Source organism: Acinetobacter sp. PW68 (assembly GCF_020982655.1).
GTDB lineage: Bacteria > Pseudomonadota > Gammaproteobacteria > Pseudomonadales > Moraxellaceae > Acinetobacter > Acinetobacter towneri_A.
In genome coordinates, this window is sequence record NZ_JAHZSX010000001.1 from 1,646,384 (window position 1) to 1,668,230 (window position 21,847).

Consider the following 21,847-nt stretch of genomic DNA (forward strand, 5'->3'; position numbering starts at 1 on the left):
AAGGTAATTTACACCATGCCCCAACACTTTTTACTCACCGCAGATGCTCGCAGTCTGTCACCACTTGCCATAGCACGGTTAAGTGATGACAAGGCTCATGCGATGCTGTGCGAATTGCGTTGGGGTAGTATGGAAAATGTGGTATGCCCTAAATGTAGCAAACAGCATAAAGCCTATTACATCGCCACACGCAAACAATGGCAATGTAAGTCTTGCCGTCACCGCTTTAGTGTGACATCAAGCACTATCTTTGCTCATCATAAACTACCAATCCGTACCATACTGTTTGCCTGTGCCATTTACGTCAATGCCGTTAAAGGTATATCAGCATTACAGTTATCTCGTGATTTGGACGTTCAATACAAAACCGCCTTTGTCCTAGCCCATAAAATCCGTGAATCTATCCAAGCCCAACGTGAGTTGTTTCCGCTTAATGGCGAAATTCACATGGACGGTAGTTACGTTCATTCTAGTGTGCGTGAGGAAAATAAAAAAGCCGATAGAGTTGATAGACGTTTAAAGGTGAATGAAAATCCCGATAAACGCTGTGTCATTGTCATGCGTAACCGCTATACCGCAGATGAAATTAAAGCCAATCCACAACTGGCAGGGGCTAAATCAACCTATACCTTTGTGGCATTGAGCGAAAACAACAAAACTGTTTCCAACCTTGCCAAGCTGTATATTGAGCCAAACAGCGTTATCCATACAGACGAACACCCATCGTATGACAATCTACTGGTAGAATTTGATTTAAAGCGTGTCAATCATAGTCAAGAATACCGTAGCGATGACGGCATCACTAATAATCTAGCCGAAAGCTACTTTAGCCGTTTTAAGCGAATGTATCACGGTCAAGTGCATAAAATCGACAATATCTATTTGGGCGACTATGCCAATGAGATAGCTTACCGTGAGGACACTCGCAGAATGAGCAATGGGTTGATATTTCATGATGTGCTAGGTAAGTGCCTTAAAACGCCACCGTCAAATGATTTTAAAGGTTACTGGCAAGGTAATCACCGCAACGCTGAATGGCTTGTCGCATAAGTGCCTATAATGCGATTACAGCGATTTTAATTCATAGGTAGGGATATTTATGCCGACTCACGCCCAAAGTGCCATTATCGCTAAAATAAAGCGGTTAGAGAGCGAAAGAAAACAAGTGATGGCTCACCTGCACTTGCTTGATGATAATATCGAAACCTTGTCTAAATCGCTTGATATTCTACAGTCAAACCAAGATGATATGACTGCCTTTGACACCGAAAACTTTAGCTACCGCCCTAAATTAAGGGTGTTCGTAGGTAAACCGAAGTCGTACTTGCTCACCATTTTTAAAAATGAGCCAACTAAAGTATTTACCACGCTTGAATTGACCGAAAAAGTAATGAAACTGGATAACATGGACGGGTTGCCCCAAGATAAACACATTAAAGCGGTTAAATCGGTGTTATACAAGCTACAAAAAGATGGGATTGTGGTAAAATCTAAGGATAACAATAGCCAAATTGTGTGGCGGTGGGCGAATTAGCCTAGCAAACATAAGAAAAGGCGGTTAATTCTGCCTATTTTTAACTTTTGTTTTGTGCAGGTGCTACATAATGACGTGTTTTAGCATTTTCAATTTGTTTGTTTTTAGAATTACCACCACTATTGTCAATTGGATTAATGCTGCTTGCTGCCTCACCCGGGGGACCTACTTCGAACTTATTTAGCTATGTCTATAAAGGTGACGTTGCCCTAAATATTACTCTAACCGCAACGAATTCTGTAATGGCAACCTTTACCCTGCCTTTTATTGTTAATTTGTCTTTTCTGTATTTTATGACCGATCAGCAACAAATTGGTATGCCCATTGAAAAAATGGCACAGGTCTTTTTACTGATTATTGTGCCTGTTTGTGTAGGAATGGCGGTGCGTAATGCGATTCCACAAATTGCATTACAATTGGGTAAACCTATGCGTTTGATGTCCATTTATTTTATTTTCGTTTTATTCTTTTATGCACTTTTCCGCGAACGCGCCAATGTTTTTGACTATTTCAGCGCTATTGGTATCGCAACAGCTCTATTTTGCTTTTTAAGTTTGCTCATTGGTTATCTTGTACCGTATTTAGCGGGGGTGCCTGATCAACAAGCACGCTCTTGTTGTTTTGAAATTGGTATTCATAATACTGCCGTTGCTTTAACCATTGCACTATCGGTTTTGCAAAGCACTGAAATTGCTATTCCTTCTGCTATTTACACCATTTTCATGTATATGTTCAGCTTTATTTTAGGGAGTATGTTGGCTAGACAATCTGCCAAACTTGCCCTTCGACACAAACAGGAACAGAGTTTCAACCACAATAAAAACACAATTTAAGACGTGCGTAAGATTAAATTAACCACAGATTAAACAAACAGTTAAATATCAAATAAATTATTGTAGATATAAAAACAAAGGAGTGTTTATGGATTCAGGATTAATCACAATATTTTTGCCACTGGCTTTGGCTGTGGTCATGGCTGGACTTGGCTTAGAACTCACTCCTAACGACTTTAAACGGGTGAGCAAACACCCAAAAGCAGTATTTATTGCTTTATTTTGTCAATTAGTTGTTTTGACCACAATTGCTTTCTTCATTTGTAAACTAATGAATTTACCACCACTGCTTGCAGTGGGACTCATGCTACTGGCAGCATCTCCTGGTGGGCCAACGGCCAACTTATTTAGCTATTTATATAAAGGTGATATTGCCCTAAACATTACCCTTACTGCCGTAAACTCCGTGATTGCAGCATTTACCTTGCCACTCATTGTCAACTTTGCCATTCAGCATTTTATGCAGGATGGGCAACAAGTCGGCTTACAGTTTACCAAAGTGTTGCAGGTGTTTTTAATTATTATTATCCCTGTCACTTTAGGGATGTTGGTACGTCATTTTAGTCCGCAAACGGCAGACCAGTTAAACAAACCTGTACGTATTTTTGCTGTGGTTTTTCTGATTGTGATTATTATTGGCGCAATCGTCAAAGAGCGAAATAACATCATGCTTTATTTGGCAGATGTAGGACTTGCCACTGCTCTTTTCTGTGCCTGCAGTTTATTAGTTGGTTATTTTGTCCCGCGTTTCTTTGGTGTGAATAGCCAACAAGCCCGAGCCTGTGCCTTTGAAATTGGCATTCACAACAGCACCCTTGCAATGACCATTGCCCTAACTGTTATGGCAAGCTCTACCATTGCCATGCCTGCTGCGGTGTATTCTATTTTCATGTATATCTTTGCGGCAATTTTAGGCACCTTACTCAATCAATTTGCGCCGACATCTGCCTCTGAACAGTCTGCATTCTAAAACAAGTCCCTCAATCATCCCCAATCCAGCAATTTGACTGTTTTGGGGATGATTGAGCGATGATGGTTCAAACAAATTCTTAACTTATATTTTTTAGAGTTATATTTTTGTCACATTATTCGACTATAAGCATAAACCGAATTTGAAACTTCCAATCGTATAGAGTTTTCCCTTTCGCAATCAGAATAAAAAATAACAGCGTCTGCACCAGTTCAGTTACAATAGCGCTTTCGCATTAAATTTTAGGTTATCTCCGTGAAGTGGTTACAAATACATATTACTGTTGATCAAGCGCAAGTCGATTTTACTGAAACCCTGCTCAGTTCATTGGGTGCAGTCAGCGTAACCTTAGATGATGCGGAAAATCAGGACTTACTTGAGCCACTGCCAGGTGAAACACCACTCTGGAACAAAGTCATTGTGACAGGTATTTATGCACAAGACGAAGATGAAGAAATTGATGTTGCAGCCTTAGAAACCTTTATTCGTGCGCAAATGCCAGATGCCCCTTTACGCAGTGAATTTTTGGAAGATCAGGTTTGGGAACGCTCATGGATGGATTACTACGAGCCAATCCAGATCGCAGAGAAATTCTGGATTGTACCTGAATGGTTAGAACCACCTGAGGCAGATGCAGTCAATATTAAACTTGACCCAGGTTTGGCTTTTGGTACAGGTAACCATGCCAGTACGTTCCTGTGCCTACAATGGTTAGGTAAAACTGATGTGAAAGATAAAGTTGTGATCGACTACGGTTGTGGTTCAGGCATTTTAGGGGTAGCGGCTTTGTTGCTCGGTGCAAAAAAAGTCTATGCGACTGATATTGACCCGCAAGCAGTTTTAGCGACCAAACAAAATGCTGAGCTCAACGGCGTACTTGAAAACTTATATGTTGCACTTCCAGAAGAGTTCAATGAAACCATTAGCAATGAAAAAGCAGACATTTTGGTTGCCAATATTTTGGCAAGCCCATTGATGATGCTTGCGCAAGAGTTTGCAACTTTAATTAAATCTGAGGGCGAGTTCGCACTTGCAGGTGTAATTGAAGAGCAAGTTGCTGAAGTTTCTAGTGTTTATTCTGAATTTTTTGATATAGTACAAGTCGAAAAACGTGAAGAAAACTGGTGTCGTATTTCGGGAAAACGCCATCCCCACTAACTGTAATTTTTGAGTTATGAGTGACAAGCAAACCAAGTGCCCAAAATGCCAGTCTGTTTATAAAGTAACCGTTGCGCAGCTAACCGTTGCGCAAGGGATGGTTTGTTGTCCTAAATGCGACAATACCTTTAATGCTCTTTCGCATTTGGTATTTTCCTATCCACAAAATAAAAATTCAGTTACATCACAGTTAAATCACATTCAAAACCACAGTTTTGTACAGGCAACAGCTGAACTTGCGCAAACGCAACATATTTTAGATATTTTTCAGCGTAAAGCGGAACATTCCAATATTGATCTGAAAACCTATCTGAATAACCTAAATTATTTTAGTACCGAACCGATTGGCAACATTCCTGCAATGAACTTGTCTGCGCCTGATCTTGAAAGTGAAAAAAAGCAGGGCAATGGTTACTACTTACTTTGGGGAAGTATTAATTTTTTATTGATTGGTTTGTTGATCTTTCAAATTCTGTTGTTTAACCCCAAGTTTTTAAATAACAGCCCTGCACTGAATTCTGTGTTCACCCAAGTCTGTCAATTTTTCAACTGTAATAATTTTGAAGAACGCTTTAGCCTAGTTTCAGCAAATCGCGTGAAGGTGAAACGTGTAGATAGTGTGAATACACAATTTACGGGTGAACTGATCAATTACTATGACAAAAGCTTGGCTTTGCCTAATATCAAAATCACTTTAAAAGAAAAACAACAAACATTATCTACTTATGTTTATTCCCCACAGGAGTATTTGATCGAAAGTCTTTCGCGCATTCAACGCATTCCTCAAAACACACCATTTAAGTTTGACATTGTTGTTCCAGTGTCACGAAACGACTTCGATAACTATACTTTAGAAATTATCAAGCCTTAATTGCCCAAAAAAAGTGAAAAAATAGCGAAAAAAAATAAAAAAAATTGCAGTTTTATTGCTCACTTTTTCTCATACAATGGTATCATACGCGCCACGAAAGCTTTGTGCTACAAACTCCTCGCAAGATTCACAACACATATTAATCTGTCTAATGCGCTTTATTTTTATATATCGCGTACACAGTAGATTTTTTTGTTTTGATTTTGGTCTGTAACAATTATTAATGTATTGTTACGCATAAATTTCGACCAATGTGTAGAGTTGTGGCAAGCTAAATGTTCCAGTTTTAGAACTTCCCGTTTTAGGATCTAAAACGGAGTTCATTTATTTTATAGACCACATTGATATATCACTTTATCCCAGTGATATCTGATTTTCGGATTAATTCGCATGAATAGCAAATCTCCTATTTTTACTGCACAATCTGATGTTGCTTTACGTATTCACGTAGATCGCGCAGTTCGCCATTATTTTGCACAACTACAAGGTGAACAGCCTTCACAAGTGTATGACATGGTGTTAGCAGAAATGGAGAAACCTCTTTTATCTGTTGTTCTGGAATACACTCGCGGTAACCAAACACGCGCTGCTGAAATTCTTGGACTAAACCGTGGAACTTTACGTAAAAAGTTAAAAGCTCACGGTTTAATGAGTGAATAAGTGATAAAATGCTTGCGGCCTCCGCAGGCATTTTTTTTATCTGTATTTTGCTAGTTTGTTTTATTCTGTAATTGAAAACTGTGACGAAGATCATGACTATTAAACGCGCTTTAATCTCTGTTTCTGACAAAACAGGAATTGTTGAATTTGCACAAGAACTTGCTGCTCTTGGGGTAGAAATTTTATCTACTGGTGGTACTTATAAGTTGCTTAAAGATAACAATATTGCTGTCGTAGAAGTATCAGAGCATACTGGTTTCCCTGAAATGATGGATGGTCGAGTAAAAACGTTACACCCTAAAATTCATGGCGGTATCTTGGCTCGTCGTGGTCTAGACGAAGCAGTCATGGCAGAACACAATATTGATGCCATCGACTTGGTAGTAGTTAACCTTTATCCATTTGCTGCGACTGTTGCAAAACCAAATTGTTCACTTGCAGATGCGATTGAGAACATCGACATTGGTGGCCCTACTATGGTTCGCGCTGCAGCAAAAAACCATGCTTCTGTTGGTATTGTAGTAAATGCTTCTGACTACGCGACTGTTATTGCAGAAATGAAAAACAGCGGTGCATTGTCATACGAAACTCGTTTTGATTTAGCAGTGAAAGCTTTTGAACACACTGCACAATACGACGGTATGATTGCCTCTTACTTAGGTGCACGTGTAGGTAAAGAAGAAGGTACTGCTGACAAGTTTGCACGTACTTTCAATACTCAATTGAACAAAGCGCAAGATTTACGTTACGGCGAAAACCCGCATCAATCTGCAGCATTCTATGTAGACCCTGCTGCAACTGAAGCTTCTGTTTCTACTGCGAAGCAGCTTCAAGGTAAAGAATTATCTTATAACAACATTGCAGATACCGATGCCGCACTTGAATGTGTGAAATCATTTGCAAAACCTGCTTGTGTAATCGTAAAACACGCTAACCCATGTGGTGTTGCCGTATCTTTAGATGGTATTCAGGCTGCTTATGACCTTGCCTATGCAACTGACCCTGAATCTGCATTCGGTGGCATCATTGCGTTTAACCGTGAATTAGACGTTGCAACTGCACAAGCAATTGTAGATCGTCAATTCGTTGAAGTGATCATTGCACCAAGTATTGCTGAAGGCGTGCTTGAAGTGACTGGCGCGAAGAAGAACGTACGTGTATTGGTATGTGGTGAGCTTCCTGCGATTGATGCACGCGCTCCACAAATGGATTACAAGCGCGTGAATGGCGGTTTATTGGTTCAAGACCAAGACTTGGGTATGATCAGTAAAGATGACTTAAAAGTTGTGACCAAACGCGCACCAACTGAACAAGAAATTGACGATATGATCTTTGCTTGGAAAGTTGCGAAATACGTAAAATCGAACGCAATTGTTTATGCAAAAAACCGTCAGACTATTGGGGTTGGCGCAGGTCAGATGAGCCGTGTAAACTCAGCTCGTATTGCTGCTATTAAAGCAGAACATGCAGGTTTGGTAGTTGAGGGTGCAGTTATGGCATCTGACGCGTTCTTCCCATTCCGTGATGGTATTGATAACGCTGCTAAGGCTGGTATTAAATGCATTATTCAACCGGGTGGTTCTATGCGTGATGAAGAAACGATTGCTGCAGCCGATGAAGCTGGTATTGCAATGGTCTTCACTGGCATGCGTCATTTCCGTCACTAATTAAACTCATTAATTAGAAGTCGTATTTAATAATCCCCCGAAATCCCCCTTTAATAAAAAGGGGGACTTTTCACGTAAGGGAACTGTGTTTTATGCACAATCCCCTTTCTTTTCTAGTGTGAAAAGCAACGCTTCGCTATGGGGATTTATTCTTTGAGGGATTTTTAGATGAATATTTTAGTTTTAGGTAGTGGCGGTCGTGAACATGCTTTGGCATGGAAAATCGCACAAGATGACAAAGTCGCTAAAGTCTTTGTTGCACCCGGCAATGCAGGTACGGCAACAGAAAACAAATGCGAGAACGTAGCGTTAGATATTCAAAATAACCCTGCGATTATCGACTTTGCCAAAAATAATGCTGTTGATTTAATCATTGTTGGCCCTGAAGCACCATTGGTCAATGGTGTGGTCGATGCCTGCCGTGAAGCGGGTTTAAAAATTTGGGGCCCAACCCAGTTTGCTGCGCAGCTTGAAGGTTCTAAAGCCTTTGCCAAGCACTTCTTAAAACGCCACAACATTCCTACTGCATTCTATGACGTATTCACTGAAGTTGATGCTGCAAAAGCATTTGTTGAGAAAAATGGCGCGCCAATCGTGATCAAGGCGGACGGTCTTGCTGCAGGTAAAGGCGTGATCGTGGCGATGACAAATCAGGAAGCATTCGATGCCATTGATGACATGTTGGCAGGAAACAAATTTGGTGATGCAGGTTCGCGTGTAGTTATTGAAGAATTCCTTGCAGGTGAAGAAGCTTCTTTCATTTGTATGATTGATGGCGACAACATCCTTCCTATGGCAACTTCACAAGACCACAAGCGTATTTTTGAAGGCGACCAAGGTCCAAACACTGGCGGTATGGGTGCATACTCTCCTGCCCCTGTCGTGACTGCAGACGTATTTGAAAAAACCATGAATGAAGTGATGCGTCCTACAGTTGAAGGTATGAAAAAAGACGGTCATGTTTATACAGGTTTCTTATACGCTGGCTTAATGATTGACGACAAAGGTCAACCAAAAGTGATCGAGTTTAACTGCCGTTTTGGTGACCCTGAAACGCAGCCAATTATGATGCGCTTAAAGTCATCTTTGGTAGATTTAGTTGAAGCAGGTATTGCAGGCAACTTACCTGCCGAAGCAGACTGGGATGAACGCAAAACTGTCGGGATTGTATTAGCGACTGCGGGTTACCCTGAAACTTCAGGCAAAGGTGATGTGATTTCTGGTTTAGAGACACAAATGGCAGATGCGAAAGTATTCCATGCAGGTACAGCAAGCAATGCCGATGGTGAGATTGTGACCAATGGTGGTCGTGTACTGTGTGTAACTGCGCTCGGTAATACTATTGGCGAAGCGCAAGCTAGAGCCCTTGAACTGTGTGAAAAAGTTACCTTTGATGGTGTGCAATATCGTAAAGATATTGGCTATCGTGCCATTGCGCGTGAAAATGCTTAAGTTTTTTGTTTAGTCTAAAAATTTAAGACCATCAAAAAGCTCGTCACAGTACGAGCTTTTTTATTGCATCAATGAATGAGTTAACCTAGATAACGCCAGATTGCTATTTTTTCATATTTATATTGCAAAATAAATTCTAAAGCACTCAAATATTTAAACACTTGATCAAATCTATAATATTTACAGAATATATTTATTTATAAGAACTTATTTTGACTTATTCACTTTCTGTTGTAAAAACAGTGATATGCATAACATACGCAGCACTATATAGAATTATTTTTTATTGTTATGATGGTGCATCTTTTGAAAAAAGTGAAATGCCCATCCATCTCAAAATTATTGATTGAGCTGCATGCAGACTTTTTTCAATACTCAAACAATACCTACAACGTATTTGGGAAACATGCAAAATCTTCATCATGCGATTCCATCCATCTTGCTGATTTAATCTTTCTCAATCATTGGCAACTTTAGGCACGGCTTAAACTTGCTCGGGATATATTCATGAAAAAGCTCCTTGGTCTTGTACTTGGTCTTTCAGTTGGCTTGGCTGGCTGTGGCAAACAAGAAGCGCCTGCGACTGACGCGGCACAAAAAGATTCTTCTGCTCTACACACTGTCACTATGGCATCAACTGGTTCAGATGCAGATATTTGGCGTTTTATTGCCGACTTACCTGAAACCAAAGCAGCAGGTATTCAACTTGAGGTGAAAAACTTCACCGATTACGTGTCAATGAACACAGCGGTAGCAAATAAAGAAATTGATCTTAACGCATTCCAATCTTATGCTTATATGGTTGCGTTTAATGCCAACAATAAAGATCAAATTGCACCGGTCGCAACAACTTACTTAGAGCCAATGGGTATTTACTCAAGCAAAGTGAAAAAGTTGGATGAGTTCAAAACGGGCGCAACGATTGCTATTCCAAATGATGGTGCCAATGAATCACGTGCGTTGTTATTACTTCAATCGGCTGGTTTGGTTAAACTGAAAGATGGTTTTGACAATGTTCAAGGTACGCCTGCAGACATCGTAGAAAATGCCAAGCAAATTCAAATCAAACCGATTCAAATGGCAACGGCTGTACGTGTCAAAGATGAAGTCGATGCAATTGTTTTGGGCAACACCCTTGCAATGGAAGGTGGTTTAAACGTACTGAAAGATTCAATTTATTACGAGCCAATTGACCAAAGCACAAAAATGAATATCAACATTCTGGCTACTGCTGCAGATCGTCAAAATGACCCAATCTTGCAAAAAGTAGGTGCGTTGTATCATACCGAAGCAGTGAAGCAATATATTGATCAGCACTTTGGCGGAACAAAAGTTGCGGTAAATAAACCTGTCAGCTATTTCACTGAAGCAGCAAAATAGTAATATAATGCGTTAAACAAAACAGGCAAAGCGAACTTTGCCTGTTTTTTCATTTATGGACATTTCTTGACGATATGATTGAATTTAAAAACATTTCAAAGCACTATCAGCTCAAAGGTCAAACACTGCGTGCGTTGGATCAAATTAACCTACAAATTCCAACAGGCAGTATTTTTGGCATTATTGGCTATAGTGGTGCAGGTAAAAGTACCTTAATCCGCTTGATCAATTTGTTGGAGCGTCCAAATGCTGGGCAAGTCATCATTCATCAAAAAGATTTTACTGCACTCAATGCTCGAGAATTGCGTCATGAACGTGCCCATATTGGGATGATTTTTCAGCACTTCAATTTATTGCAGACTAAAACTGTGGCCGCCAATATTGAAATGCCGATGAAACTTCTCGGCTGGAGCAAAGCCGAACGCGAAAAGCGTTTAAATGAATTACTTGAGTTTATTGATTTAAAACATAAAAAAGACGCTTACCCTGATGAACTTTCAGGTGGACAAAAACAACGTGTCGGTATTGCGCGTGCACTCGCCAATCATCCTAAAATTTTACTTTGCGATGAAGCGACTTCGGCACTTGACCCGCAAACCACCAAATCTGTACTGGAATTACTGAAAAAAATTAACCGTGAACAAGGCATTACCATTGTAATGGTCACACATGAAATGGATGTGATTGAATCGGTTTGTGATTATGTCGCGGTGATGGAACAAGGCAAAGTGATTGAAACAGGTTCAACCCTAGAAATATTTAGTCAACCGCAACATCCGACCACCAAAAGCTTTATTCAAACTGTGTTGCAGCAACAATTACCTATCAATATTTTAAATAATCTGGAAAATCAGAATCAACACAGTATTTATTGTCTGAAATTTTTAGGTAAATCGGCTCAGGAAACCGTAATTCAAGCCGTCATTAAACAGTTTGATATCAGCCTGAATATTTTATTTGCCAATATGACCGAAATTGATGGCGCTGTGATTGGGCAAATGTTTATACAATTGCTCGGTGATGCAAGCGTCATTCAACAAGCACTTGAATTTCTGCAAGCCAATGGCGTTGAAGTTGAACAGTCAGGAGTACAAGCATGAGAGATTTAATTGTACAGTGGCTGACCTCGGTAACCGCGTCTTTCTGGAAGAGCTCTTTATCTATTGACCAGTTTGTTACTGCCCTACAAGAAACTTTTCACATGGTGTTCTTTGCCATGTTGTTTGGTTGTATCTGGGGCTTTATTCAGGGCATTACCCTTTTGGTCACTCGTCCAACAGGAATTTTACCTAACCGTGTGATTTATCATGGCCTCAATCCCATTGTAAACGCACTACGCTCCCTACCCTTTATTATTTTATTGATTGCGGTGATTCCGCTGACTAAATTGTTAGTGGGTACATCCATCGGAACTTGGGCAGCCATTGTTCCACTGACCATTTATGTCGGCCCGTATATTGGTCGTTTGGTAGAAACTTCACTGCTTGAAGTCAATGAAGGAATTGTCGAATCTGCACAGGCAATGGGTGCTACACCCTTACAGATTATCTTCAAATTTATTTTACCTGAAGCACGTAGCTCACTCATTTTGAACCTAACCACAGCCACCATTAGCTTAATTGGCGCAACTGCTATGGCAGGCGCAGTCGGTGCAGGCGGCATTGGTGACCTTGCTATTTCTTATGGTTATCAACGCTTTGATAGTAGTGTCGTGATGCTAACCGTGGTGGTCTTATTAATTTTAGTGCAATTGGTGCAAAGTTTAGGCGATTGGTTATCTAAACTCAGATAAATCTTTCATCTACACATCAGAAATAGATTCACCATTTAACTCCTTGCTACTCGTATGAGTGTGTAAGGGGTTAAAACCACACTCCTTCTCCATGCATACGTGATTCACGCCATATCAACATCCAAAAAACTGAAATTTTGATATACGGTCAAGATCATCGAAAACCGTAGGAAAAACTTTGCAGCATGTTTTGTCTTGAGCAGAGCATGCTAAACTAACCCGTGATTTTTTAAGGGACTGATTCATGCGCTTTGTTCATTTAGGTATACATACAGAATTTTCGATTACCGAGTCGATTGTACGCGTACCTGACTTGATTAAAGCTGCAGTCAATGAAGAAATGCCTGCTTTGGCATTGACCGATCTCTCTAACCTGCACGCTGCCGTAAAGTTTTATGGCAAATGTTTGGGGCAAGGCATCAAACCGATTTTAGGTTCAGTGCTGCGTTTAAATGATGCCGATCATCGTGTGACTTTATTGTCGATGAACAATCACGGCTGGCGCAATCTGACCGAATTGGTGTCGCGTGGCTATATTGAAGGTCAGCAACTCAATATCCCTTGCGTCAATAAAGCATGGATTTTAGAACAAGCCGATGACCTGATTCTGTTACTCGGTATTCAAAGTGATGTCGGCAAAATGCTGATCACCTCCAATCCGCAAAAAGCCGAACCTTTGCTGGAAGAATGGATTGAAAAATTTGGCAATCGGGTTTATTTAGCCCTGACCCGCACAGATCGCCCTGATGAAGATACCTTTATTGCTGAAGCAGTTAAATTAGCTAAAAAATATAATATTGGCGTGGTAGCACATAACGATGTGCATTTTATTCGCCGTGAAGATTATGAAGCACACGAAGCGCGCGTCTGCATCGCCGATGGTTATGTCTTAGGGGACAACCGTCGTCCAAAAACTTACAGTCCTGAGCAATATTTTAAAACCGCCGAAGAAATGACGGCACTGTTTTCTGACATTCCAAGTGCCATTGAAAACAGCTATCACATTGCCAAACGCTGTAATGTCACGCTGCAATTGGGTAAATACTTCCTTCCAGATTATCCAATTCCAGAAGGACACACCATTGATACCTACTTTGCACACTTGTCCAAGCAAGGTTTGGAAGAACGTCTAAATGTACTTTATCCTGTTGCACAGCGTGATGAAGACTGGGCTGAAATTCGCAAACCTTATGATGAGCGAATTGAATACGAAATTAATATTATTAACTCGATGGGCTTCCCGGGCTACTTCCTCATCGTCATGGACTTTATTCAATGGTCCAAAAATAATGGCGTACCTGTTGGGCCGGGTCGTGGTTCGGGTGCAGGTTCATTGGTCGCTTATAGCTTAAAAATTACCGACTTAGACCCACTGCGTTATGAACTACTCTTTGAACGTTTCCTAAACCCAGAACGTGTATCCATGCCCGACTTTGACGTCGATTTCTGTATTGCAGGGCGCGATAAAGTGATTGACTATGTGGCACGTACCTATGGACGTGACGCAGTATCACAAATTGCCACTTTCGGTACTATGGCCGCCAAAGGTGCAATTCGAGATGTCGCGCGAGTTTTAGGCAAATCTTATGGTTTGGCAGACCGTATTTCTAAACTGATTCCAACTAAACCTTTAGGACTCAGTCTAGAAGAATCGATTGAAGCAGAACCACAGCTGAAAGATGTGGTGACCAATCCATCTAACCCTGACTATGATGATGCTTCAGAAATTTGGGAAATGGCTTTAAAACTTGAAGGCATTACCCGAAACACAGGTAAACACGCAGGTGGTGTGGTCATTGCACCAACCAAAATCACCGACTTTTCTGCGGTTATGTGCGATGCTGATGGAACCGCCCGTGTTGCACAATACGATAAAGACGATGTTGAATCGGCAGGTTTGGTCAAATTTGACTTCTTGGGTTTACGTAACCTGACGGTTATTGAAGATGCAGTACAAAATATCAATAAACGCATCCAAGCCGATACACCGCTAGATATTGCCCATATTCCATTGGACGATAAAGACGCCTATTTAGTCTTTGCCAATGCCAACACCACAGCGGTATTCCAGTTTGAATCCGTGGGCATGAAAAAGATGCTCAAAGAAGCACGCCCAAGCAAATTTGAGGAAATTATTGCCTTCGTGTCCTTGTATCGTCCTGGCCCGATGGATCTCATTCCAGACTTTATTCACCGTATGCACGGTGGCGAGTTTGAGTATCTGCATCCTTTGCTAGAAGGTGTGCTTGAACCAACCTACGGCATTATGGTTTATCAGGAACAGGTAATGCAGGCGGCACAGTATTGTGCAGGCTATACCCTCGGTGGTGCGGACTTACTACGTCGTGCTATGGGTAAGAAAAAACCTGAAGAAATGGTGAAACAGCGTCAAATCTTTATTGAAGGTGCTGCGAAAAAAGACATTGATGCCGCCACAGCCAACCATATTTTCGACTATATGGAAAAGTTCGCAGGCTACGGTTTTAACAAATCCCACGCGGCTGCTTATGCCCTCGTTGCCTATCAGACGGCATGGCTGAAAGCACATTACCCTGCCGAATTCTTGGCAGCGGTCATGTCGTCGGAAATGCAAAACACCGATAACGTGGTGTTCCTGATTGATGACTGTCGCCACAATGATCTGGAAGTTTTACCACCTTCGGTAAATATGTCTTTGTATCATTTCCACGCCAGCGATGAACGCACCATTGTCTACGGACTTGGCGCAATTAAAGGCGTGGGCGAACAAGCCATGCAATCGGTGATTGATTCTCGCCAAAAACAAGGTCCATACCGCGATTTATTTGACTTCTGTCATCGTATTGATTTGAAAAAAATCAACAAACGAACCCTTGAAGCCTTAATTCGTGCGGGTGCATTAGACTGTTTAGGCATCGAACGCTCAAGTTTAATGGCACAATTGCCAGAAGCGGTACAAGCGGCGGAACAAGCACGTTCCAACCGTGAAACAGGCATCATGGATTTATTTGGTGAAGTTGAAGAAGTACAACGTAAGCCTGCCAAACCTGTAAAACCATGGTCAGATGAAGTCCGACTTAAAGGTGAAAAAGACACACTTGGACTTTACCTCACTGGTCACCCGATTGATGTCTATCGCAATGAATTAAAAGCCTTTATTCCAAGTAAAATTAATGAACTGACGCCAACCCGTCGTGGCGTGACCACCGTCTTTGCAGGCTTGGTGGTGGATGTCGCCAACTTCCCAAATCGGATGGTGGTCACTTTAGATGATGGTACGGCACGTATTGAAGTATCTGCCAACCATGAGCGCTTCCAACGCTTTAAAGATATTGTACAAACTGAAAAAGTGGTGGTGATTGAAGGCGAAATTTACGAACGTGAAGGTTTTGACCGCCCAATGGGACGCTTAACCAAAGCGTTTAGCTTGAATGAAATTCGTCAAAAACGCGCCAATAGTATTCAAATTCACTTGCATGCAGAACATTTAAACAAGACCTTGAGTCAAGACTTACAAAATATGTTGCTGCCTTATTGTAATGTGGATTTATGCACGCATATTCCTGTTTTATTGCACCTTGACTATGCTTATGCCACTGCAGAATTACATTTGGGCATTCAGTGGAAAATCGCACCCTTAGATGAAGCCTTGGTCAAATTGCGTGACTATTTTGGTAAAGAAAGCCTGCATATCGAATATCAAGTGAAATCCAAAGCCGCGAAAGCTGTCGATGTGGCGAAACCTGCATCGATTGCTCCACCACCTGCTGATATGAGCATGGACGATGCTATGGATTTATACCATACCGAAGTTGATCAATACTCTTAATTAAAAACTTAACCCATCTGGATTTGTTATGAGTCAAACTGACAATGCAACTGTTGCCGCACACCTCTCCCACGTGCGTATTGTCATGGTGAATACCACCCTACCTGCCAACATTGGCAGTGCCTTACGCGCTATGAAAACCATGGGGCTATGCAAATTGGTTTTGGTTGCTCCAAAAACCTATCCGCACCCAGATATTGATGCTTTGGCAGCAGGTGCGACCGATTTAATTGAACAGATTGAAGTGGTTGAGCAGCTCGAAGATGCCATTGCCGACTGCCATTTGGTCTTTGGCACCAGTGCGCGTACTCGCACTATTCCTTGGCCACTCCTAGATGCACGTCCTGCAGCAAAAAAGTCGTTAAATGCTGTGGCACAGCATGGGCAAAATATTGCCATTATTTTTGGACGTGAGGATCGTGGCTTAACCAATGAAGAACTGGCGTTGGCGAATTATCACGTGACGATTCCTGTCAATGAAGAATATGGTGTATTGAATGTTGCTCAAGCCATTCAAGTGATTTGCTATGAAATGCGTATGGCTGCCATCGATATTGTCGGAAAAGTTGCCGATCCCGAAGCGACTATGCAAGTGACAGATTCTGAAGCGATGCAATGGGATGAACCCTTAGTCAACCACGCGCAAATGCAACAGTTCTACCCACATTTAGAAAAAATGCTGGCAGAAATTGAATTTATGGACCCAAAAAATCCCCGATTATTGCCTTTGCGCTTGCGTCGGCTTTTCGGACGTATACAATTAGATCGTATGGAATACCATTTACTACGCGGTATTTTTAGCCGCGTACAAGCAATGAATAACGGTTCATGGAAAAAATCTACATCAACACTCGACGAGGATCAAACTAATGCTTAAACAGCTCAAAGAAGACATTCAAGCTGTCTTCGCGCGCGATCCTGCTGCTCGAAATACGCTCGAAGTCTTAACGACTTATCCAGGAATTCACGCATTACTGATGCATCGCGTGGCGCATGAATTATGGAACAAAGACTGTAAAGGATCGGCACGTCTACTCTCGTCATTTAGCCGTTTTGCGACAGGAATTGAAATTCATCCTGGTGCAAAAATTGGTCGTCGCTTTTTTATTGACCATGGTATGGGCGTAGTGATTGGTGAAACTGCTGAAATTGGCGATGATGTTACCTTATATCATGGCGTGACTTTAGGCGGTACCACGTGGAATAAAGGCAAACGTCACCCGACTTTGGAAGATGGCGTGGTGGTCGGTGCAGGCGCGAAAATTCTAGGCCCATTTACCGTACATAAAAATGCCAAAGTTGGCTCTAATGCGGTGGTGACCAAAGAAGTTCCGGAAGGTGCAACTGCTGTGGGCAACCCTGCGCGCTTTATCATGAAAAATAAACCTGCCGATGATCAGGAGACGCGTCGTCGTGACTATGCCGCGAGTATTGGTTTCCAACCTTATGCGGCTACACAAAATCAGTCCGACCCGATTTTGGATGGTATGCGTGTGTTATTAGATCGTTTAGAACAAAATGAAAAACGTATGAATTTGTTGTGTCAGCGTTTATCTTTACTTGACCCAAGCTTTAAAAACCAACAACAACACGCACATGCTTATAGTGCTGAAGAATTAAAAATAATTGAAGATGTTAGACGTGAATGTGAAATGCAATACAACTCAACGGACACTTAAAAAAAAGTTCGTATCACTGTGTAACTAAGCCCCATCCTTTGTATTGCATGTTCGGAACAGATTTCTTAGACTGACCGACATGCAATATTTTAATTCGACACAATCACCTCTCACTTTTAAAATAAATTGAACGGAAGAACACCATGACCCTTAAGCCTTTGGCACTCAGTATTTTAGCTGCAACGCTCGTTAGCGCCTGTGTTGCACCACCAAAACAAGAAGCAGTCAAACCTATCGTATTTACCGAACCAGAATTAAGCGCACCCTTCTATGCCTTAAATCCATTTAATTATGATGCCCCCCCACCATTTGAAATTAACCTACAGAAAGCAGCAGCACAGCCTGTGACTAAAATGGTGGTCACGAACCCAAATGATCCAAGCAAAAGTATTACCTTAGATCAAAACAAATTGATTGTACCTACGCTCAATAACAATTCCCGTAGCTTGAAATTTGCGGTTTTGGCTGGTGAAAACGAAATCGATATCACCGAAATTGATGACTTCTTACAACTGGTTGAAGGCAAAGCGCGTCACTATCCGCCACGTTTTAGCGAACGTCAAGAACGTCGAGGTTTTGAGGCGAAGCTCAAAGAAGTTACTCAACAACTAGACACTTTAGCAGCCAATGAAAATGCCTCTTTTGATATTTTGATGCGAGCATTTAAAGCCAGTGTTATGGCGCGTAACCTAGACTTAGGCTCTGTTTACACCACACGCTCACTTAACTATGCACAGCGTATTTTAAAAATAAATCAGGAAGATGCTGAAGCGAATTTCTGGTTTGGTTTTGGTCTGTCTGAAGGGGGCGGTCATCGTGAAGCGATTCCTTATTTAGACAAAGCCATGAAAGCAGGTGTGCAGGAAGCTTATTTGTCTGCGGCAAACAACTACATTGCCATGGAACAAAAGAAAAATGCAGTACAAACTTTGAAAAATTATAAAATCAAATACCCGCAAGAAGCCGAAGTGGCTGACCGTTTAATTGCTGAAATTGAAAAGCAAGGTCGTTGGAATGTTTGGCAAGTGATCGCGCCACGCACTTAAAAAAAAATCGATACAAAAATACCTAAGAATAGACCGTTTCAACGGTCTATTTTGCTTTCTACGCAATTGAAAAAGCTTTAAAAAAACGTATGATGGAAAAAAATCTTAAAAATTAGGCCTAACTCTCCATGAATAAAATTGTGATTGCTGCATTGCTCAGTACAACATTGCTGTCTGGTTGTCAGGTGGTCAGTGTTAAAAATCAGGCATTAAAAGTCAGCATTGCCAATGAGCGCGATAGTATTTTATCGCGCAAAAAACTGAGTGAAGCCAGTTTAAATGTCTTGTCGATGACAGGACGTGAGGCGAATCTTTGTGCCGAAAACCCTGAAGAATGTGTAGATGCTCTGAAACAAATCCCACAAATTCAGGATGAACAACTGCTCTCAACCGCCAGTGAATTATATTTAGCGAAAGCGATTGGACTTGAAAATTCATCGTCCTGTAAAATCAGTATTCTGAACAGTAAAAGATCGGAAGAACAACAAAAAATTAATCAGGCCAATTATGAACAATGTTTAGATCAGCAATTACACATGCTCGATCGAAGTATTCGTTATAGTTACGCCTACATGTTTAAAACTAAACGTGCGCCACAAGACCGTATTTTTGATAACAGACAAGTCCAAATTCGGGATTTTTATAACCAAGCGATTGCCAAATTGGTCAGCAGCTATGCGCTGCGCTATAAACACAATGAATTACAACAACAAATTCGTGTTGGCAACAGCATTTACGATATTGATTTTGATTACTACCCACAGCTGAAACAACAAAAAATTCAGCAATTGATGTCAACCTATAACCTTAACTTTTCGGGTTTGCGCTCGGTCACCCGCCGTGATGGTTTTGGGTCTGAATTTTTGGTGGTATTGCCTGAAAATCCAAACGATGATTTGAGCAACAGCAAATACATTATTGATCCACTAAAATATGATTATCCTGCAGGAAAAAATCCAAACATTCATCAAGCACGTTATTTAGCCGCGACAATCACTGCAGAACCGCATAGTGCAAATTCTATTGAAGATATTTTAAATCGACCCCATTTTAAGCTCAAAGCTTATGATCCTTATAAATATGAGTCCGCTCAAATTGCGCACAAGCAATACCCACTTGCCGCAAACTTTTCTGCTCCTTATGGCTTGTGGTTAGCGCAAAATAATTTAGGTAAATCGGCTTATTTGTCCTTAATCGATCGTGAAGAACGACTCAGTATGCCGCATTTGTACTTACTTGAGCCCTACAATCCGAATAAGAAGGTCATTGTCCTCATTCATGGTCTGGCTAGTAGTCCTGAAGCGTGGATTCGCTTAACCAACGATATTATGGGCGACCCTGTTTTACGAGAAAACTTCCAAGTTTGGCAAGTCTTTTACTCAACTAATATGCCAATTCTAGAAAGCCGTTTCCAAATTTACGCGCTACTTCAACAAGGCTTTAACCAGGTTAGCCCTTCTGCTGCTGCCAAAAAAGATGCTGTAGTGATTGGACACAGTATGGGCGGTATTTTGGCGCGTTTGTTAGTCAGCGATAGCGACTTAACACAACCTGCCATGCAAATGCTTAAAAACCGAAGTCTTGAACGCTTTAAATCTGATCCTTTGTTGCAAGCACGTTTGCGCCTTAAACCCATCACCAATTTTAACCGTGCAATATTCTTGGCTGCGCCGCATAAAGGTACAGAGTTTGCAGACCGCTGGTTTACCCTAGCTGCACGTAAAATCATTCGCTTACCGACAGCATTTTTAAGTGCCTTTGCTGACACCTTACAGCAACATGAGGTCGATTTAAAAAATCTGACTAAAGAAATTGGGCATAGTGTCATTCAAAATGGGCCAAGTGATTTAAGTAAAAATTCCAAATTTACGGAATTAACTGAAGATATTTTGCCTGTAAAAGGATTTAAATATCACAGTATTATTGGCAATAATACTGACAGCACAGACTATCAATTAATGAGTGACGATGTGGTGCATTACAACAGTGCGCACTTAGATGGTGCTGTTTCAGAAAAAATTATTAAAGGCGGACATTCAATTCAGGAAACACCAGAAGCCGTATTGGAGTTGCGACGTATTCTTAGATTACATTTACAAGATTTAGGTCTGTATAAACCGTAATTGGTTACAGCAAATATAACCGAAGTCTAAGTGGCTTCGGTTTTTTAAGTCATACAATTTCACAGCAATATTAGAACGGTGCTTGCAACAAATAATCCTTAGTCAATAGCTCCTTAAATTCTGCAACGCTGCTTGGCAAATAATCAAATAAAGATTCAAGACCAAATGTTTTGCCAGAACAACAAAAACCCATGATCACATGGGTTTTTGAGTCATAAAATCAAATACGATAAATCAATCATCTATCAATTTCATTGTAAATAAACTTATACTGTTGTGCTTAGTCGATTTCTTTTAGGCACACTGCAGACAAAATTGGAATACCAAAACATGGAAGCAATAATAAAATCCAGTATTCAACGACAGTAGCTTCACCACTGATCATATTGATAAATATTCCACCAATAATTAATACCGCTGCAATTAAACCCAAAAAAATTCCAAAAAATCTTGCAGGCATTTTACGTCCTCTGAACATACGAACAAAAGTGATAAATACAGTATATACTTTATAATTAAATAAGATATTATTTTTTAAGCAAAGATGAACAAAGCAATACCATCAGCTGCATTAGAGGTGTCAATATTGCGCATATTGAAGTATGGTCTTAATACACTTGTTTATTTGCCTGATAGGATACGCGTAGCATCTCTTGCTTTGGTTGTGAGGTTTTTCCATAGTAAGGCTTGTAACTAGAAATAAGACCATCTACAGCATAATGTTACAACATTTCCTACTTTCTAAATGAATGCCTAGAAAACAATTGCTAAGCAAATTCATCAAATTTTATTATCCTGCAGATTTAACACTTGACCCCTCAAGTATTTTTCAACCGAAACCAATTAAAATTGGTAAGTGTTTTATGGATGGACA

Annotated in this window: 18 protein-coding genes; 17 read left to right on the plus strand and 1 reads right to left on the minus strand. The window is 40.9% G+C overall.

Annotation, left to right across the window (positions count from 1 at the left end):
- Window positions 1–15 precede the first annotated feature (15 nt).
- The 17 genes from K1T76_RS07920 (at window position 16) to K1T76_RS08000 (ending at window position 20,973) form a co-directional block, all read left to right on the plus strand.
- The gene (locus K1T76_RS07920; protein ID WP_230245077.1) at window positions 16–1,050 is read left to right on the plus strand and encodes an IS1595 family transposase; all 1,035 of its coding nucleotides are present in this window, start codon (window positions 16–18) and stop codon (window positions 1,048–1,050) included.
- A gap of 49 nt (window positions 1,051–1,099) precedes the next feature.
- Window positions 1,100–1,534: a hypothetical protein gene (locus K1T76_RS07925; protein ID WP_230245078.1), complete on the plus strand. Its 435-nt coding sequence runs from the start codon at window positions 1,100–1,102 to the stop codon at window positions 1,532–1,534.
- A 92-nt stretch (window positions 1,535–1,626) separates the two neighbouring features.
- Complete coding sequence (locus K1T76_RS07930; RefSeq protein WP_442780697.1) at window positions 1,627–2,367, plus strand: bile acid:sodium symporter family protein; 741 nt, start codon at window positions 1,627–1,629, stop codon at window positions 2,365–2,367.
- An 88-nt stretch (window positions 2,368–2,455) separates the two neighbouring features.
- Window positions 2,456–3,337: a bile acid:sodium symporter family protein gene (locus K1T76_RS07935; RefSeq protein ID WP_230245090.1), complete on the plus strand. Its 882-nt coding sequence runs from the start codon at window positions 2,456–2,458 to the stop codon at window positions 3,335–3,337.
- Between the two features lie 255 nt (window positions 3,338–3,592).
- Entirely contained in the window at window positions 3,593–4,495 is a 903-nt protein-coding gene (prmA, locus tag K1T76_RS07940; protein WP_230245091.1) for a 50S ribosomal protein L11 methyltransferase, read from the plus strand.
- Between the two features lie 16 nt (window positions 4,496–4,511).
- The gene (locus K1T76_RS07945; RefSeq protein ID WP_230245092.1) at window positions 4,512–5,366 is read left to right on the plus strand and encodes a DUF3426 domain-containing protein; all 855 of its coding nucleotides are present in this window, start codon (window positions 4,512–4,514) and stop codon (window positions 5,364–5,366) included.
- A 390-nt stretch (window positions 5,367–5,756) separates the two neighbouring features.
- Window positions 5,757–6,026: a DNA-binding transcriptional regulator Fis gene (fis, locus tag K1T76_RS07950; protein ID WP_001086304.1), complete on the plus strand. Its 270-nt coding sequence runs from the start codon at window positions 5,757–5,759 to the stop codon at window positions 6,024–6,026.
- A 92-nt stretch (window positions 6,027–6,118) separates the two neighbouring features.
- Window positions 6,119–7,693 carry a bifunctional phosphoribosylaminoimidazolecarboxamide formyltransferase/IMP cyclohydrolase gene (gene purH, locus K1T76_RS07955; RefSeq protein WP_019837994.1) on the plus strand — a complete coding sequence of 525 codons (1,575 nt, stop codon included), beginning with the start codon at window positions 6,119–6,121 and terminating at the stop codon, window positions 7,691–7,693.
- A gap of 168 nt (window positions 7,694–7,861) precedes the next feature.
- Entirely contained in the window at window positions 7,862–9,145 is a 1,284-nt protein-coding gene (gene purD, locus K1T76_RS07960) for a phosphoribosylamine--glycine ligase (RefSeq protein WP_230245093.1), read from the plus strand.
- Window positions 9,146–9,652: 507 nt separating this feature from the next.
- Window positions 9,653–10,525, plus strand: coding sequence for a MetQ/NlpA family ABC transporter substrate-binding protein (locus K1T76_RS07965; RefSeq protein WP_230245094.1), 873 nt, complete (start codon window positions 9,653–9,655; stop codon window positions 10,523–10,525).
- Window positions 10,526–10,599: 74 nt separating this feature from the next.
- The gene (locus K1T76_RS07970) at window positions 10,600–11,625 is read left to right on the plus strand and encodes a methionine ABC transporter ATP-binding protein (protein WP_230245095.1); all 1,026 of its coding nucleotides are present in this window, start codon (window positions 10,600–10,602) and stop codon (window positions 11,623–11,625) included.
- Window positions 11,622–12,317, plus strand: a complete 696-nt coding sequence (locus tag K1T76_RS07975; protein WP_230245096.1) for a methionine ABC transporter permease — start codon at window positions 11,622–11,624, stop codon at window positions 12,315–12,317. The genes K1T76_RS07970 and K1T76_RS07975 overlap by 4 nt, the downstream gene beginning before the upstream one ends.
- 244 nt (window positions 12,318–12,561) lie before the next feature.
- Window positions 12,562–16,125, plus strand: coding sequence for a DNA polymerase III subunit alpha (gene dnaE / locus K1T76_RS07980; protein ID WP_230245097.1), 3,564 nt, complete (start codon window positions 12,562–12,564; stop codon window positions 16,123–16,125).
- 28 nt (window positions 16,126–16,153) lie between these two features.
- Entirely contained in the window at window positions 16,154–17,002 is an 849-nt protein-coding gene (locus K1T76_RS07985) for an RNA methyltransferase (RefSeq protein ID WP_230245098.1), read from the plus strand.
- The gene (cysE, locus tag K1T76_RS07990; protein WP_019838001.1) at window positions 16,995–17,804 is read left to right on the plus strand and encodes a serine O-acetyltransferase; all 810 of its coding nucleotides are present in this window, start codon (window positions 16,995–16,997) and stop codon (window positions 17,802–17,804) included. The genes K1T76_RS07985 and cysE overlap by 8 nt, the downstream gene beginning before the upstream one ends.
- Before the next feature lie 143 nt (window positions 17,805–17,947).
- Window positions 17,948–18,850 (plus strand): ABUW_2363 family tetratricopeptide repeat lipoprotein, encoded by a 903-nt coding sequence (locus K1T76_RS07995; RefSeq protein WP_104852133.1) that lies wholly within the window; start codon window positions 17,948–17,950, stop codon window positions 18,848–18,850.
- 128 nt (window positions 18,851–18,978) lie between these two features.
- A complete protein-coding gene (locus K1T76_RS08000; protein WP_230245099.1) occupies window positions 18,979–20,973 on the plus strand; it encodes an esterase/lipase family protein in 1,995 nt (664 codons plus the stop codon).
- 280 nt (window positions 20,974–21,253) lie between these two features.
- Here the strand turns inward: K1T76_RS08000 and K1T76_RS08005 are convergent, their stop codons facing one another.
- A complete protein-coding gene (locus K1T76_RS08005; RefSeq protein ID WP_019838006.1) occupies window positions 21,254–21,433 on the minus strand; it encodes a hypothetical protein in 180 nt (59 codons plus the stop codon).
- Window positions 21,434–21,847: the final 414 nt, after the last annotated feature.

Bases quoted from the DNA above. Each gene is read 5' to 3' on its own strand.
- K1T76_RS07920 (WP_230245077.1), top strand. From the start codon at position 16: ATGCCCCAACACTTTTTACTCACCGCAGATGCTCGCAGTCTGTCACCA.
- K1T76_RS07925 (WP_230245078.1), top strand. From the start codon at position 1,100: ATGCCGACTCACGCCCAAAGTGCCATTATCGCTAAAATAAAGCGGTTA.
- K1T76_RS07935 (WP_230245090.1), top strand. From the start codon at position 2,456: ATGGATTCAGGATTAATCACAATATTTTTGCCACTGGCTTTGGCTGTG.
- K1T76_RS07945 (WP_230245092.1), top strand. From the start codon at position 4,512: ATGAGTGACAAGCAAACCAAGTGCCCAAAATGCCAGTCTGTTTATAAA.
- fis (WP_001086304.1), top strand. From the start codon at position 5,757: ATGAATAGCAAATCTCCTATTTTTACTGCACAATCTGATGTTGCTTTA.
- purH (WP_019837994.1), top strand. From the start codon at position 6,119: ATGACTATTAAACGCGCTTTAATCTCTGTTTCTGACAAAACAGGAATT.
- purD (WP_230245093.1), top strand. From the start codon at position 7,862: ATGAATATTTTAGTTTTAGGTAGTGGCGGTCGTGAACATGCTTTGGCA.
- K1T76_RS07965 (WP_230245094.1), top strand. From the start codon at position 9,653: ATGAAAAAGCTCCTTGGTCTTGTACTTGGTCTTTCAGTTGGCTTGGCT.
- K1T76_RS07970 (WP_230245095.1), top strand. From the start codon at position 10,600: ATGATTGAATTTAAAAACATTTCAAAGCACTATCAGCTCAAAGGTCAA.
- K1T76_RS07975 (WP_230245096.1), top strand. From the start codon at position 11,622: ATGAGAGATTTAATTGTACAGTGGCTGACCTCGGTAACCGCGTCTTTC.
- dnaE (WP_230245097.1), top strand. From the start codon at position 12,562: ATGCGCTTTGTTCATTTAGGTATACATACAGAATTTTCGATTACCGAG.
- K1T76_RS07985 (WP_230245098.1), top strand. From the start codon at position 16,154: ATGAGTCAAACTGACAATGCAACTGTTGCCGCACACCTCTCCCACGTG.
- cysE (WP_019838001.1), top strand. From the start codon at position 16,995: ATGCTTAAACAGCTCAAAGAAGACATTCAAGCTGTCTTCGCGCGCGAT.
- K1T76_RS07995 (WP_104852133.1), top strand. From the start codon at position 17,948: ATGACCCTTAAGCCTTTGGCACTCAGTATTTTAGCTGCAACGCTCGTT.
- K1T76_RS08000 (WP_230245099.1), top strand. From the start codon at position 18,979: ATGAATAAAATTGTGATTGCTGCATTGCTCAGTACAACATTGCTGTCT.
- K1T76_RS08005 (WP_019838006.1), bottom strand. From the start codon at position 21,433: ATGCCTGCAAGATTTTTTGGAATTTTTTTGGGTTTAATTGCAGCGGTA.